This is a genomic window from Aeromonas sp. MdU4, from assembly GCF_041929505.1.
GTDB lineage: Bacteria > Pseudomonadota > Gammaproteobacteria > Enterobacterales > Aeromonadaceae > Aeromonas.
Window position 1 is genome coordinate 105,380 of record NZ_JBHFMW010000023.1, and the last position, 14,243, is coordinate 119,622.

The window sequence follows — 14,243 nt, forward strand, 5'->3', positions numbered from 1 at the left end:
CCGGAATAAACTACGCAATCAGCTGGATAAATCACAATAAAAAGAGCCACCCAACGGGTGGCTCTCAATTATTAAAACAATAACCAGCATCATGATGCTATAAAACGAGCCCCTCAGGTAGGAACTGAATTATTGCAAAATCTGCGATGCCGCCTTGTTTCTATCCTTGCATGTCGAGTCGGTACAATCCCAGGAGCGGAAGGGTGATACCTTGACTTGTTGATTCAGCGCCTGGGTTGAATCAAAACTCAACGTCAACCCACTGAACCGGTTTACCAGACGATAGCTACCATCTCGTTGCTCACTGCCATCATTACGGCTCTGCACTGTCGATACTTTGACCCACTGTGAGTTCAAACATGTATCCGAGGTTTCAGCCCCCTGGCAAGGGTCTGCAACCAGCCCGACCTCTGCTCCCCAACGCCTTGAGTCATTGACACTACCTGACTCTGTAATGCTCAAATATCTTTTTTGCTCCATATGTCCTGCCGGATAAGCTACAACATGGTAATAACCATCTTGCCGGTTCACGAGCCCCCAAGAGAGATCGCCATCAGCCTGTCCATGCTTCACCGTCAGATTGAATCGACTATCGGCGGTCAGTACCTCGCCCTCACGGTTACGTAACTGTTTTTCCTCTATCAGAGCTTGATTATTTGTATCGGTTTTTTGGAAGGTCACATCGATATATTCACCACCAAATCGCTGACAATCAATATAGCAATACGTTCTGGTTGTTTTACCCACAATGAAGTTGGACAATGTTTGTACTTGCGGATCCATCATGAAGCGATACCAGGACCGCGTCACATAATCATTGAGTGTTAATAGCTTTTCCCACTTCTGGCTGGACAAACTATCTGTTACATAAAACTCCATAGGAGCCTTACCTTCATTTTGCGCTCCTGATGATGGCTCCGGCGTGGCAATATATTTCCCCAAATAACTATTCCATGCAACGTTAGCGACCCTCAAAGATGAGTTGACTAATTTCCCCTGTTCTACCAATTCTGATGCAGTACCGCTCATCGAATCGGGATCATATTCTGGAGAGAAATAGCCTTTGGAGGAAATGTCCACTGAGACAATGTTACTGGCAGCACCGGCATTACCGAGGGAGTAATCGTTAGTCTCAAATTTCTCCCACTTACCATTATGGTATTTCCGCCAACTGTCTGGTGACATCTTGCCTGATATAGGGGCTCGCATGACGTGCTCTTGCATGAACGAGCTAAACCCAGACCAACCAGAAAGATTCATTATGCGACTGGTGTAAAATACATAGAAATAACCTGAAGCATAATCAATAAACAGCCGCGGATCACCACCACCATAATTATATGTTTGCCCCAGAACTTCATCTCTAGAGTCTTTCATACCGAACTGCGATGTTTGGATAACATCAATTACAGTCCAGTTCAAACCTTTATCTGTTGATTTGACTCGCTCAATTGCATCGTATCTTGGTGTCACACCAAAAATTTCATCGTGTAACAAGCCATACCAATCCCCGCTATCCGGATCAACCCACACATCCATTAAGCCACAATAATTTATATAATTATAGCCACTTCCACGTGGTTGGATGCGCTTCATCAATGGTGTATTGATGCACAATGGAACAGTGTTCTGAACAGTTGCCTGATCATATATTTTTTTTACCTCATTATAATCATGCAACTTGTCTTTTATATTATTGCTTGCCTCTTGATAGTTTTTTGCGCTGAAGAAACGCCAAGCGTGATCAGCATTATTTGGGTTATATTCATTATATTGTGACAATGTATCATGATATAGATACTTTCCGGTTTCATCAATAAATGAAAAACCTGGCGAATCATTAACTAAATGAACCGCTATAGGAGTCGTATGTGTAGCAGTTACTACTGCATTCGCATACTGAATAGACAAACAACTTAACCCTATTATACCCCCAGTAACAAGCCGTAAACTCTTTTTCATCTTGAACTCCATGTCATTATAAAACATAATATTGCCTGCAATATGCAGGCAATATCACCATTAAACTACATGCAGGTAACTCTATTTTTATACTTATCAAGACTACCTTTGTTTGCTTCGGCGGCTTGCACCGCATTAACAGAACGCCATAGCAATGGTTGTTTATCCAGTTTGATAGTCTGTTTAACACATTCACATACCAAACTGTTCAAAATAGTAAAACCAATGACGGAAGAAATTGAACCGGTAGAAAAATCATGATTGGGCACCGGAATAATTGCGTCTCCTGGTACTCCCCCCATATCAAGTACATAATCACAAACATCTTCCAATTTTTTACCGCTCTGGTGCCTTGATGACACTGAACGGGTAAATGCAAATGAAGTTAAACCAATCACGGTCAAACCTCTTTTTTTACCCTCCATGGCAAATTCTACAGGCACCGGGTTGCGCCCGGAGGTAGATACCACAATTAATATATCGCCTTGGCGCAATTCTTTTTCACCATCAAGTGCTACTGCTGCCAACCCATGTTGCCGTTCAGCAAAAGTACTCATCGGAGCATAGGGAGACAACGCCAGAACAGGTGGTAAAATAGCATTGACTTGCACCAGGCCTCCAGCACGGAAATACATCTCATGGGCGAACATTTGCGAATGGCCACAGCCTGTAACATGGATCATGCCATCATTGATAATTGAATTGGCCATCGCTATAGCACACTGTTCAATTACCTCTTGCTGTTCTTTCACCGCATCAATATGTTGTAGCAAGTCAGTCAAATATTTCTTGTACATATAACCATCTCCAATTACAGGCAGCTCACACGGCCTTTCATAGACAAAATATGCTTTTTATTGATCGCATCTCCACGATCCAGATTTGAACTAACCCAGACTGGTGGTGTTACCCCCGCCTCAGCCAAATTGCATACCGTCTGTGTCACTAATGCTTGAATAACTGAAAAACCAATAATGGATGATACCGGGCAACATTTTTCGGATAGTCCATCCAATTCGATGACCGCATCACCATACGGAATGTTGAGATCAATCGTAATATCTGCGATATCACTCAAAAACAAACCCGAAGAGTGCTTTGGTTTTGTCCGTTTGCTGAACTCCATCGATTGCAATGCGATCACCGGAAGCCCACGTTTTTTGGCCGCCAAAGCGATATCTACCGTTGGAATTGTACGCCCTGCAATCGAGGCCAAAATAACACTATCATGTACAGTTACATGCTGGTCTTCAAAAATAGTCGTCCCAACACCTTCAACTTCATAAATATGATCTGAATAAGCCTGAGTTCGCGGTGCGGTAGAATAAATATGTGGTAGCAGAGGGTTGATCGGCACCAAGCCACCCGCGCGATAAAATGTTTCCATCGCATATATATGGCAGTGACCACCAGAAACATGAATAACACCATCATGCTGAACTGCTTTGCTCATCAGTTTCGCTGCATTCTCAATGTTAGTCCCTTCATTTGCCATCACTTTTTCAATTATGGCTTTACAGTTATCTATATACTTAATCATGTTGTCCTCTCATATATCTATTAAAGTATTCCGACATAATGCAGTAACACTGAACCAACAATCATGCCAAGCATCATTTTTACAGGTGATAGCCCACGCATGATCAGCTTGTAGCACCCAATAACGATAATAAGAGGCAAAATATTAGGCATTATTTTATCTAAAATCCCATCCTGGATATTCAATACCGTGTCACCGAGATGAATTTCAGCACCAAGTTTGACCCTGACAAATGATGCAGTGAGTGCGCCTACCACTGTCAGACCAAGAATTGTTGCACCACGACTAAATGCATCACTTTGCTGCTTCAGAGAGCCAAGCGCATTGAGCCCTAATTTGTAACCATAGTTAAACAACGGGATATAGATTGAAAATCTAACCAGGTTAAAGAGCAACAGGAAAATAAGCGGCGCGATATAAACTTTATCCAATGCCAAGGCTGCTGCAATAGAGGCTGTGATAGGCAATATTGTCAGTTGACACATTGCATCACCAATCCCGCCTAATGGTCCCATCGCCGCCACTTTGAAAGAGCGGATGGTTTCTATTGGTTGCTTGCCTTTTTCCATGGCAAGGATAACCCCTTGCATGAAAGTAACCAGCCAAGGTGCTGTATTAAAAAACTCGTTATGCAGCTTCAATGACAACGAGAGGTCATGCTTATTCTTATGAATTCGCTGCAATGCCGGTAACATCGCATAGAGGAATCCGGATGATTGCATCCTTTGATAGTTAAATGAAGCCTGAACCCACAGCATCCGCAGCCAGGACTGCCTCATAATCTTCTGATCCAGCACTGCGTTAGTGTCCTGGTCAAGATATTCTTCATTGTTCATCATTTTTTCAGTGTGCTGTGACATATTAAATGCCCTCATCCATCTGTTCATTGTCAAGCGGAGTTACTTTATTTTTGCTATTCTTGCGCTCGGCATGATTAAAATAATCGATAATTGCGACAGACAAACCAAGAAGCGCAACAGCGATAACGGGCAACTTCAAAAATGTCGCACAGACAAAGCCGATGATGAAAAATGGAGTATATTTTTTCTCTTTCAACATCATTTTCAAAAGCATTGCAAAACCCAGTGCCGGCATCATGGCACCAGCGATGCTTAACCCTTCTATAATGACTTTCGGAACCTGTTCAACAATTGTTTTTGCTACTACATCACCAAAGTAAGTCGGAATAAACGCGCAGATGAAGAAGGTGAAGAAGTAGGCAGCCATCCCCAAGTAGTTAACTCGTTCGATCCCTTTTACATCACAATTGTCAGCCATCTTGTCGACTTTATTCATCAAGGTGGCAAAACCAGTAAATTGAATAACGGTTAACTGTTGCATCAGGATTGCAAATGGTATTGCCACACCGACAACTGCACTAGGAGATAATCCAGACTGGATCCCGAAAACAACACCAACTGCAGAACCGATAGTGACATTAGGTGGTTGAGCACCAGCCAATGGCATTAAACCAAGCCAGGCTAGCTCTAACGTCGCACCAATTAACAAGCCTGACTCAATATCACCCATCAGCAGGCCAACAACCGTCCCGGTGACTATAGGCCGACCAAACATCAACCCGGAGCCATAATAATCAAGCCCGGCGAAGCCGACCCACAGGGCGATGGCGAATACAGTTAAAATATCCATATTTTCACCTTACAAGTATTGTTCAATATTTATGGGGGTATCTGATGGGTTACGTTGGATGGTGCAAGAAACCCCGAGACCAACTAACTCTCTGAATGTGTTTTTATCATTATTATCCAGCGACACAGTTGCATGAACCTGTTCTTTTCCTTCCTTGTAATGCATATTTCCAACATTTATTTTCTTAATCGGCACACCACCTTTAACAAGGGTTAATGCATCCTGAGGTGTACGAACAAGGATAAATATTTTTTGATGGTCCGCCGCTTTATGAATGACATCAATCGTTTTCTGCAAACTGAAAAACCGGGTATCAAATTCACCAGCAGACATTTTTGCCAATGCTTGTTGTGCAGGATCTTGCGAAACCGCGTCATTGGCAAAAAGAATCAGGTTGCATCCAGAATGAGGGCCATGGCCTACAGCGACTTGACCATGTAATCCTCGCTCATCGATTCGGGTATAAACAATATTGGGCATAGTGCTAGTCCTTTATTTCACGTTACTAATATCGGTTTTTATAATTTGTTATCGCTCATACACATGCGGATTTTCGCCTCGACTACCTCTTCCATTGCTGCCATGGCAGGGACCAAATACTGGCGTGGGTCACTGGCATCCGGATGACTACCGAGAAATGCTTTCATGGCATCGGCGAAGGCGATCTTCAGCTCGGTCGCAACGTTGACCTTGCAGATCCCGAGTTCGATACAGCGGCGGACATCGGCTTCCGGCACACCGGAGGCGCCGTGCAGTACCAACGGAATATCCACCTGCTCGCGAATGGCGGCGAGGCGGGCAAAGTCCAAACGGGGTTCTTCCTTGTAGAGGCCGTGTGCGGTACCAATGGCAACCGCCAGCGAGTCGATACCGGTACGGCGGACAAACTCGGCCGCCTTGAGCGGATCGGTAAATTTGGCATTTGCGGCATCGACAATGAGGTCATCTTCCTGACCGCCCAGCTGACCCAGTTCGGCTTCAACGCTGGCGCCCATGCGATGGCAGAAAGTGGCCACACTGCGAACCTTCTCGATGTTCTCTTCAAACGCAAAGTGTGAGGCATCGATCATGGCGGAGCGAATGCCCGCTTCAACCTTATTGCGGATATCCTGCTCATCTTCATGGTGATCCAGATGCAGCACCAGCGGAATGCGGTACTCATGGGCAGCAGCCTGACAGATGGAGACCAGATACTCGACCCCGGCATGGCGATAGGTGCCCGGGGTGCCAGCCAGGATCACAGGAGAGCGCATGCGAGCGGCAGTGCGGGCAACAACCTGTACGGTTTCGAGGTTATGGATATTGAACGCAGGCACAGCGTAACCACGGCGCTGGGCATCTTTGAGCATTTCATGGGAAGAGATCAGATACATAGTGACTCCTGTGCGTCCTGATTGACGCGAGATCCTGAGAAAAGGGGGGCGAAGTGGGCGAGATCTATCTCCCGGCCAGCAACCCAGATGTGTTGTTGATTGAGTTCTGCGGTCAGAGCGAGCAGGTTGGCCTGTTTGCCAACTGCCAGCGAACCGAGACGATCGGCAATGCCGAGCATGCGGGCAGGAGCCAGCGATGCCATCCGAAGAGCATCAGCAAGCGGAACCCCAGCCAGATTGACCATGTTGCGTACGGCACCAAGCAGGGTAAGGGTGCTACCGGCCAGACCACCAGCCTCGGTACGTACCACTCCCTCTTTCATTTCGACTCGGTAGTTGCCCAGCAGGTAGTGGCCATCGGGCATGCCAGCGGCACGCATCGCATCGGTGATCAGCAGCAGACGTTCGCCAGCACAGCAGTGGCAAAGCTTGAGCACGCTCGGGTGGACATGATGACCATCGGCGATCAACTCCAGCCAGGCATCGGGATGAACCAGGCCCGCACCGACCATGCCGGGCTCGCGGTGATGTAGACCACGCATGCCATTGAAGCAGTGCACCAGCCCGGAGGCGCCCGCCGTCAGCGCTGCCATGGTGGTATCGTGATCCGCCGCCGAGTGGCCCAGCATCACCCGCACACCGCTGGCGGCGAGATGACGAATAGCCGTGATGGCATTGGTTTTTTCCGGTGCCAACGCGACCACTTTCAGGGTGCCGCGTGCCAGCTGTTGCAATTGCTTCAGCTCGGCAAGATCCAGTTCCCGAAACAGTGCCTGATCGTGGGCGCCCTTGTTGTCCGGTGTGAAGTAGGGACCTTCCAGATAGCAGCCAAGCAACTCGGCACCCGGCATGCCGCTGGCAACACCGTCGGCGATGCGGCCAAGAGCTTGTTCGATCTCGGGAAGCGGCGCGGTGACCGTGGTGGCAAGAAAAGCACCGACCCCTTCTGCTGCCTTGGCCATCGACAAGGTGCCGAGGGCGTTGCTGTCGTTATCCATGACATCGACACCAGCCCCACCGTGGACATGACCATCGATCAGCGCAGGCACCAACAGCTCGACATCCCGCGCCGGATCACCATCGGTGATGGGGGTGATGGGGGTGATGGCGGTGATGATGCCCTCCTGGTGGGTGAGCTCCTGATGTTCCAGCCAACCCTGTTCGGTCAGCAGGCGACGAGCACGGATCCGTGAGGCCATTTAGATTCCCTCCTCAACGAGTGCTGCATCAGCCTGACGATCTTTTTGCATTTCATCCGCCAGCGAGGTGAGACCCCGGTGACCGCAAGCGAGGGCCTGAACACGAAATTCACTGACACTCAAACCGTCACGCTCAAGCAACATTTCCAACAACAACTGGAGATTGGTTCCGGTGATCACCTCTCGTTTGGGTGCTGCCATTGATAACAAAGAGGCCACCCGGAAAGGCGTTCCTCCTAGCAAGTCAGTGAGAAACACCACTCCATCACCCTGCTCTACAGCCAAAATGGCCTCTGCAAGTTGATGCTCCAACTTGCTGGTGGTCGATGATTCGGGAAAATCAATTGCCGCCACATATGACTGTTCACCGAGGATCTGTTCCATTGCCTTTGCCAGTCCGCTGGCAAAACCGCCATGCCCCGTGATGATGATGCCCAGCATGTGACTCACTCCTTTTCTAATGATTAACGACAAACAGGCCATGAAAAATGAAAACGTTTACAAATTTAAATATGCAATTCATTCATATACATAGTGATTCATCTCTGTTTCTATTTCTGCCCGTTGATTCGCATTCCTGGCTTTCATATGGATAAATTTTTACCCCTTGTACAACCCGGTTAACTTGCCCAGTCGGGCAGGGATTGTCCGGGCTGATACCCAAGCCCAGCGAGGTATGGAAGGCATAAAACTGGGCATAGAGCAGGTAGCAAAAGGAGAGCTGGGCATCATCACCCTGCAGGGGGTGGGGCAAATAAATGTGCTCACCCTCTTCGATACGGGGGTCATGCTGGTCAGCAATGGCGACCACCCGGGCGGCCTGTCCGTCGACCCGCAGTTCGCGCAATAGATCCAGATCATATTGACGGGTATAGGGGTCATTGGAGATGAACTGGGCGATCAGGGTCTGTGCATTGACGACGGATTTGGGACCATGGCGAAAACCGGTTGGCGAGTCAAACAGGGCGACCAGCCGACCACCAGTCAGCTCCAGCAGTTTGAGCGCCGACTCCTGAGCAACCCCTTGCAGACTGCCACTGCCAAGATAGATGACCCGTTGTGGCAGCGGTTCATTCCATGCAGGGACCTGCTGAACAACCTGCTCCAGGATTGCTTCACTGACGCCAACCAGTGGGGCGCAGGTCTGCTGGTTGAACTGTGCTGGCAGGAAGACGGCAAGACAGCTCAGCATCATGCTGGTCAGACTGCTGGTCATGGCGAAACTGCGATCATTGGTTTGGGGCGGCATCAGCAGGGCCAGAGAGCGGGAATCTTGCTGGCAGCGACGATAGAGAGCACCTTCACCGTTGCAGGTGAGCACCAGATGGTGGCAATGGCTAAGCAACTGACTTGCCAACTCAACAGCCGCCACGCTCTCGGGACTGTTGCCTGAGCGAGCAAATGAGATAAGCAGAGTCGGGCAATCCTCAGCCAGATACTCGGCCGGATCGGTGACGATATCGGTGGAGGCAATCGCCTCGAACCGGCGATTCAGACGAGCAGAGAGGTAGGGAGCCAGTGCTCGCCCGGCAAAAGCGGAGGTACCGGCACCGGTCAGGATCACCCGCAGATTGCCATGGGAGAGCAGAGGGGCAAGAAAGCGATCCAGCGGAGTACGACACTCCTCCACCATGGCAAGGGTCTCCCGCCAGGTTGCCGGTTGTTGATGAATTTCACGGGCTGTCGCCAGGCCATTGGCCGTGCGCAGCATCTCTTCTGGATAACCAAGGATCATGTCTACAACTCCTTAAACGACAGGGTCGAGCTGGGAAGGACAGGGGCAGGCTGTGCCGCAAGCATTGGCATAGCTGCGCAACACTTCCTGTACCTGATCAAGAATGAGGTCATGGGGATTGGCCGACAGCGTGCCCAAACGTACCTTGCGGTACTGCAGGGGCAGATGCTGGCTGAGCAGTGGCAAGGGGATGGGCTCTGCGGCCAGGTTGGTAAGCAATCTGGCATAGCACTCATCGACACGCGCATCGGGCCAGTAATAGCGAATGCGGTCTGAGTAGCTGTAACCGCGAGCAAGTCGGCATTCGTTGGCACTGCCCTGATAGTGGCTGCGCCAGAAGTCGGGGCGATCCAGCATTGTCTCTTCCATCACCTGGCGCAGACCTGAGCACGCCTTGGCGACAACCAGCTCCTCTTCGATGGCGGCAAGGGCAAACAGCGCTTCACGCAGGGCAAAGGTGAGGGCCGGGCCGACCTTGAGAATGGCAAAGTGGTCGCGAACCAGCTGACGATAAGCCTCGGGGGTCTGGTAATCGGTGGAGTGAGCCTCGAACACCAGATGAGGGTAGGCTTCGATCATCCGGCTCAGTGGTGCCGCTTTCGCGGGTTGGTAGTCGATGATGTGGGTGTGGTCAAACTCAACCCCTGGCTGCACTACCAACCCGATCACCCGTGGCCATATATGGGCCAGACCGAGCTGAGCGAAGGCTTGCTGGTGAGCTTCCAGGGTATGCCGTGCCGCTTCCGGTGTGGTGACGGCCAGCTCGGCCAGCTCTTCATGAGCACCGCCCGGCACCGGCACCTCTGTGCCAATGACATAGACCAGATCGCTCCGGCCAAAGGTGGCCAGACAAGTTTGCTCGGCGATCTGCGCCAGCCGAGCGGCCCGCTCTGCGACCAGCTCATCGGTCAGCGGCACCGGGTCACCCTGACAAGACATGCTGCAGTCGAGATGGATTTTCTTGAAACCGGCGGCAACATAGCAGGCAATCAGCTTTTCGGCATGGGCCATGGCCTGCTCGGCTGGCTCACCTTGCCAGCGGTTGGGACCAAGGTGATCACCTCCGAGAATGAGTCTGTGTGCCGGAAAGTGGCACTCGGCAGCCAGTTGATACAGACGCTCACGAAAATCGGCTGGCGTCATGCCGGTGTAACCACCGAACTGATCCACCTGATTGGAAGTAGCCTCGACCAGCAATAGTTGATCCCCTTCGGCGGCCAAGCGCAAAGCAGCCTCCAGCACCAGCGGGTGAGCGGAGCAGACGGCATAGATCCCGACCTGTTCTCCCTGTTTATGTCTTTCGACCAGTGCCAGCATGGATTTCATTTTGATCTTCCTTCGTTGCTCTAGATGAAAGTGACCTTTCGCTTCATTTTCTTTACCCTAGTGGCGACACAAAGAAAACGAAACAAAAGAGTTCTATCTTCTTGAGAGGGATCACAAAAAGAAAGGCAATGAAAGAATCGGGACGATGAAAAATGAAAATCTTGCTGTGAAAAAGCGTAGCAATGGCTTGATTTGACTCTACCGCTGAGCGTTAATATGAAAACGTAACGAAGTGAAAGATTATTTTCACCACAGCACTCCGGCAGAAGAGACTATGCAAACAACAGAAAGAAGCACGCTCGGGACAAGCGAGCGGCGGGAACGGATCATTCAGCAACTGCGCAGCAATGGCAGCGTTCAGGTCAATGAACTGGCCACCCACTATCATGTGTCGACCGTCACCATTCGCAACGATCTGGCATTCCTGGAAAAACAAGGGGTCGCTGTACGCGCCTATGGTGGCGCCCTGCTGTGTGAACCCAATCAGGCCGTGCCCGAGCGAACCATTGCCGACAAAAGTGTGCTCAATACGCCGGCCAAACAGCGGATTGGCGCCCTGGCGGCCACACTGGTGCAACCCGGGTGTCGTCTTATCCTCGATTCGGGCACCACGACGCTGGAGGTGGCTCGTCATCTGCGGGAGCATCAAGAGACACTGGTGATGACCAACGGTATGAACGTAGCCAATGCGCTGCTTGAAGCTGAGGGGGTCGAACTGCTAATGACCGGCGGCCACCTGCGCCGCAAATCACTCTCGTTCTATGGCGCGCAAGCTGAACAATCACTGCAGAACTACCATTTTGACCTGCTGTTTCTCGGGGTGGATGGCATCGACCTCGAGCGTGGCGTCAGTACCCATCACGAAGATGAAGCGCGTCTTAACCGCTGTATGTGCCAAGTGGCCGAGCGGATCATCGTGGTCACCGACTCCAGCAAATTTGGCCGACGCAGCTTGCACAAAATTATCGATACCCCGCGTATTCATACCCTGATCACCGATGATGCGCTGCCAGCAGAAGTGCTGACTGGCTTGCGTCACGCCGGGATCGAGGTACTGCTGGTACCGGCGGATCCCCACTGATTGGATCAGGATGAGGTCAGCTCCCGGCAATCACTGTCAGGGTCATACCAATACTCATACGGTCACCTCTGGCGAGTAGCCGCAAACCGGGGTGACCGGCCAAATGGTGGGCATTGGCGGCGTGGCTCTGGGGCTCAAGACAAACAAAACCGCTCCCCTCATTGGGCTGGTAAAGCATCAGGAAGGCACACTCGCTTGCTACCAGCAGGCGCTGCTGGCGGGCAGGATGGTCAAGCTCGGCCTGACCGCGCCAGCCGCCGTAACAGTGGTTGAGCCACCCTTGCGGGCGAGCCCACTGACGAAAATCGAGGTGGGGCGCCAGTCTGCTCGACCAGTCGGTCGGCAGATGATCCGCTCCCTCTTGCCAGACGCCGCTCGCCAGAAAGCGAATCTTTGTCTGCTCGTCGCGCCAGAAGAAGGGGTGAAAACCGGCGCCGTAGAGACAGGGCACCTCCCCCAGATGGGTCAGACTGATACGTGCCAGCAGGCTCACACCCTGCAGTCGATAGTCAATCTCGGCCAGATAGTGAAACGGGCCGCATTGGCTGTTGAGCTGCAAAGTCACCGAGCTGTCGGTCAACGCCACCGGTTGCCATCGCTGTAGCCAGCCATCCCCATGCAAAAAGAAATCGGGATCGAGCTCGCTCGCGGGCAACGCACACGCCTCTTCCCACAGCTCGAACAGGTTCCCAGCGACCCGATTGGCCAGCGGCAACATGGGAAACAGCGCGCTCTGGCCGGGATGCCAGGGCTGCGCCAAGTCCGTGTCGCGTAGCAGCGGGCGCCCCTGCTCATCCTCCAGCCCCAGCAAACAAGCCCCTTGTGTTGAAACCCGCATCCGAAGATGCGGGTTGCTCAATGTGTAGACCGTCATGCCGAGGCTCTCGCCTTGGTCGGCGTCAGCTCCACCTTGCCTTGAGCCAACTGGGCTTCCAGCGCCTCCAGCGTTACTCCCTTGGTCTCGGGCACCTTGCGGTAGATGAAGATGAGCCCGGCAAAACAGATAAGGCCATAGAGCAGGAAGCTGCCTGCGGCCCCTAGCCCGGCGTTGAGCAGCGGGAAGGTGTAGGTCAGCACGAAGCAGGCGATCCAGAGCGCCAGCGTACCGGCCGACATGGCCAGCCCGCGTACCCGGTTCGGGAAGATCTCGGAGAGCAGCACCCAGGTTACCGGCGCCAGGGTCAGGGCATAGATGGCGATAGCCGCCAACACCAGCAGCAATACCGGCAGCCCCAGTACGCCTGTGGCATAGGCCGCCGCCATCATGCCGTAGATGATGGTCAGCCCCGCCGAGCCAATCAGCATCAGCTTACGACGGCCAATCTTGTCCACCATGGGCAGTGCGATCAGGGTAAACAGCAAGTTGATAAGACCGGTGGCGACGATGGATTTGAGGGTGCTGTTGATGTCAAACCCGGCGGAGGCAAAGATCTCCTGCGCATAATTGAAGATGACGTTGATACCGCACCACTGCTGGAAGACTGCCAGTACAATCCCGATGATGAGGATCGGCTGCACCGAGGGTTTGCCCAGCTCCGCCAGCGAGACCTTGTGGGTCTCACCCACCAAGGTCTGACGGATATCGGCCAGGGTCTGCTTGGCATAGGCATCGCCACCAATCTTGCCGAGCATGCGGGAGGCTTTCTCATACTGACCATCTTTGGCCAACCAGCGCGGCGACTCCGGCACGAAGAACATCAACACCAGAAACGCCAGCGCAGGTACCAGTTCGGCACCGAACATCCAGCGCCAGCCGGACTGTCCATTCCAGGTGGCCAGAATATCGGCCTGAGTCGCATTGCTCGCCACCGGATCGGCGATCATCAGGTTGACCAGCTGAGCCGCCAGCACCCCGATCACGATGGTGAGCTGGTTGATGGCCACGAACTTGCCCCGCTTGTTGGCCGGGCTGATCTCGGCGATGTACATGGGCGAGAGCGCAGAGGCCAGACCGATGCCGATACCGCCGATGATGCGATAGACCACAAACAGATCGAAGTTGCTGGCCGCGGCCGTGCCCCACGCCGAGATGGTGAAGAGGATGGCGGCCAGGATCAGCGGCTTCTTGCGACCGAAGCGGTCGGCTGACCAGCCGGAGATGGCGGCCCCCAGCACGCAGCCCACCAGCGCCGAGCTCATTGCCCAGCCGGACTGGGCCGGATCCGTGATGGCGAAATAGGCCTCATAGAAGGGCTTGGCCCCGCCAATCACGACCCAATCATAACCAAACAGCAGGCCACCGCAGGCAGCCACCAAACAGATCATCCAGATGTAGCTCATATTGAGCCCATTCGTATCCAATTGATTTTTCGTGCGTTCCATGGCTCATCCTTATCATCTTGTCGATTGTAGGGTGCAGTGGCGCCCCTCACCGTGG

14 protein-coding genes are annotated in these 14,243 nt (G+C 52.1%); 1 reads left to right on the top strand and 13 read right to left on the bottom strand.

Annotated features, from left to right (window positions below):
* Nucleotides 1-129 precede the first annotated feature (129 nt).
* From ACE1BR_RS12770 to kbaZ, 11 genes are all read right to left on the bottom strand, one after another.
* On the bottom strand, nucleotides 130-1,962 hold the full coding sequence (locus ACE1BR_RS12770) for a hypothetical protein (protein ID WP_374870813.1): 1,833 nt from the start codon (nucleotides 1,960-1,962) through the stop codon (nucleotides 130-132).
* A gap of 65 nt (nucleotides 1,963-2,027) precedes the next feature.
* Nucleotides 2,028-2,759: a sugar isomerase domain-containing protein gene (locus ACE1BR_RS12775; protein WP_374870815.1), complete on the bottom strand. Its 732-nt coding sequence runs from the start codon at nucleotides 2,757-2,759 to the stop codon at nucleotides 2,028-2,030.
* Nucleotides 2,760-2,773: 14 nt separating this feature from the next.
* On the bottom strand, nucleotides 2,774-3,502 hold the full coding sequence (locus ACE1BR_RS12780; protein WP_374870817.1) for a sugar isomerase domain-containing protein: 729 nt from the start codon (nucleotides 3,500-3,502) through the stop codon (nucleotides 2,774-2,776).
* A 20-nt stretch (nucleotides 3,503-3,522) separates the two neighbouring features.
* Nucleotides 3,523-4,362: a PTS system mannose/fructose/sorbose family transporter subunit IID gene (locus tag ACE1BR_RS12785; protein WP_374870819.1), complete on the bottom strand. Its 840-nt coding sequence runs from the start codon at nucleotides 4,360-4,362 to the stop codon at nucleotides 3,523-3,525.
* A gap of 1 nt (nucleotide 4,363) precedes the next feature.
* Nucleotides 4,364-5,152 (bottom strand): PTS N-acetylgalactosamine transporter subunit IIC, encoded by a 789-nt coding sequence (gene agaW / locus ACE1BR_RS12790; RefSeq protein ID WP_374870821.1) that lies wholly within the window; start codon nucleotides 5,150-5,152, stop codon nucleotides 4,364-4,366.
* A 9-nt stretch (nucleotides 5,153-5,161) separates the two neighbouring features.
* Entirely contained in the window at nucleotides 5,162-5,632 is a 471-nt protein-coding gene (agaV, locus tag ACE1BR_RS12795) for a PTS N-acetylgalactosamine transporter subunit IIB (protein WP_374870823.1), read from the bottom strand.
* Between the two features lie 38 nt (nucleotides 5,633-5,670).
* A complete protein-coding gene (locus ACE1BR_RS12800) occupies nucleotides 5,671-6,525 on the bottom strand; it encodes a tagatose bisphosphate family class II aldolase (RefSeq protein ID WP_374870825.1) in 855 nt (284 codons plus the stop codon).
* The gene (nagA, locus tag ACE1BR_RS12805) at nucleotides 6,516-7,724 is read right to left on the bottom strand and encodes an N-acetylglucosamine-6-phosphate deacetylase (protein ID WP_374870827.1); all 1,209 of its coding nucleotides are present in this window, start codon (nucleotides 7,722-7,724) and stop codon (nucleotides 6,516-6,518) included. The genes ACE1BR_RS12800 and nagA overlap by 10 nt, the downstream gene beginning before the upstream one ends.
* Complete coding sequence (gene agaF, locus ACE1BR_RS12810) at nucleotides 7,725-8,165, bottom strand: PTS galactosamine/N-acetylgalactosamine transporter subunit IIA (RefSeq protein ID WP_374870829.1); 441 nt, start codon at nucleotides 8,163-8,165, stop codon at nucleotides 7,725-7,727.
* An 82-nt stretch (nucleotides 8,166-8,247) separates the two neighbouring features.
* A complete protein-coding gene (locus tag ACE1BR_RS12815) occupies nucleotides 8,248-9,459 on the bottom strand; it encodes an SIS domain-containing protein (RefSeq protein ID WP_374870831.1) in 1,212 nt (403 codons plus the stop codon).
* Between the two features lie 12 nt (nucleotides 9,460-9,471).
* On the bottom strand, nucleotides 9,472-10,785 hold the full coding sequence (gene kbaZ, locus ACE1BR_RS12820) for a tagatose-bisphosphate aldolase subunit KbaZ (RefSeq protein WP_374870833.1): 1,314 nt from the start codon (nucleotides 10,783-10,785) through the stop codon (nucleotides 9,472-9,474).
* Between the two features lie 274 nt (nucleotides 10,786-11,059).
* On the opposite strand from kbaZ, the gene ACE1BR_RS12825 reads away from it, so the two are divergent.
* The gene (locus tag ACE1BR_RS12825; protein WP_374870835.1) at nucleotides 11,060-11,866 is read left to right on the top strand and encodes a DeoR family transcriptional regulator; all 807 of its coding nucleotides are present in this window, start codon (nucleotides 11,060-11,062) and stop codon (nucleotides 11,864-11,866) included.
* 16 nt (nucleotides 11,867-11,882) lie between these two features.
* On the opposite strand, the gene ACE1BR_RS12830 is transcribed toward ACE1BR_RS12825, so the two are convergent.
* Nucleotides 11,883-12,740 carry an aldose 1-epimerase gene (locus ACE1BR_RS12830; RefSeq protein ID WP_374870837.1) on the bottom strand — a complete coding sequence of 286 codons (858 nt, stop codon included), beginning with the start codon at nucleotides 12,738-12,740 and terminating at the stop codon, nucleotides 11,883-11,885.
* Nucleotides 12,737-14,188 carry a sugar porter family MFS transporter gene (locus ACE1BR_RS12835; RefSeq protein ID WP_374870839.1) on the bottom strand — a complete coding sequence of 484 codons (1,452 nt, stop codon included), beginning with the start codon at nucleotides 14,186-14,188 and terminating at the stop codon, nucleotides 12,737-12,739. Before ACE1BR_RS12835 ends, ACE1BR_RS12830 begins: the two co-directional genes overlap by 4 nt.
* Between the last annotated feature and the right edge of the window lie 55 nt (nucleotides 14,189-14,243).

Excerpts from the sequence above, each read along its gene's own strand:
- ACE1BR_RS12770 (WP_374870813.1), bottom strand. The coding sequence starts at position 1,962 with ATGAAAAAGAGTTTACGGCTTGTTACTGGGGGTATAATAGGGTTAAGT.
- ACE1BR_RS12775 (WP_374870815.1), bottom strand. The coding sequence starts at position 2,759 with ATGTACAAGAAATATTTGACTGACTTGCTACAACATATTGATGCGGTG.
- ACE1BR_RS12780 (WP_374870817.1), bottom strand. The coding sequence starts at position 3,502 with ATGATTAAGTATATAGATAACTGTAAAGCCATAATTGAAAAAGTGATG.
- ACE1BR_RS12785 (WP_374870819.1), bottom strand. The coding sequence starts at position 4,362 with ATGTCACAGCACACTGAAAAAATGATGAACAATGAAGAATATCTTGAC.
- agaW (WP_374870821.1), bottom strand. The coding sequence starts at position 5,152 with ATGGATATTTTAACTGTATTCGCCATCGCCCTGTGGGTCGGCTTCGCC.
- agaV (WP_374870823.1), bottom strand. The coding sequence starts at position 5,632 with ATGCCCAATATTGTTTATACCCGAATCGATGAGCGAGGATTACATGGT.
- ACE1BR_RS12800 (WP_374870825.1), bottom strand. The coding sequence starts at position 6,525 with ATGTATCTGATCTCTTCCCATGAAATGCTCAAAGATGCCCAGCGCCGT.
- nagA (WP_374870827.1), bottom strand. The coding sequence starts at position 7,724 with ATGGCCTCACGGATCCGTGCTCGTCGCCTGCTGACCGAACAGGGTTGG.
- agaF (WP_374870829.1), bottom strand. The coding sequence starts at position 8,165 with ATGCTGGGCATCATCATCACGGGGCATGGCGGTTTTGCCAGCGGACTG.
- ACE1BR_RS12815 (WP_374870831.1), bottom strand. The coding sequence starts at position 9,459 with ATGATCCTTGGTTATCCAGAAGAGATGCTGCGCACGGCCAATGGCCTG.
- kbaZ (WP_374870833.1), bottom strand. The coding sequence starts at position 10,785 with ATGAAATCCATGCTGGCACTGGTCGAAAGACATAAACAGGGAGAACAG.
- ACE1BR_RS12825 (WP_374870835.1), top strand. The coding sequence starts at position 11,060 with ATGCAAACAACAGAAAGAAGCACGCTCGGGACAAGCGAGCGGCGGGAA.
- ACE1BR_RS12830 (WP_374870837.1), bottom strand. The coding sequence starts at position 12,740 with ATGACGGTCTACACATTGAGCAACCCGCATCTTCGGATGCGGGTTTCA.
- ACE1BR_RS12835 (WP_374870839.1), bottom strand. The coding sequence starts at position 14,188 with ATGGAACGCACGAAAAATCAATTGGATACGAATGGGCTCAATATGAGC.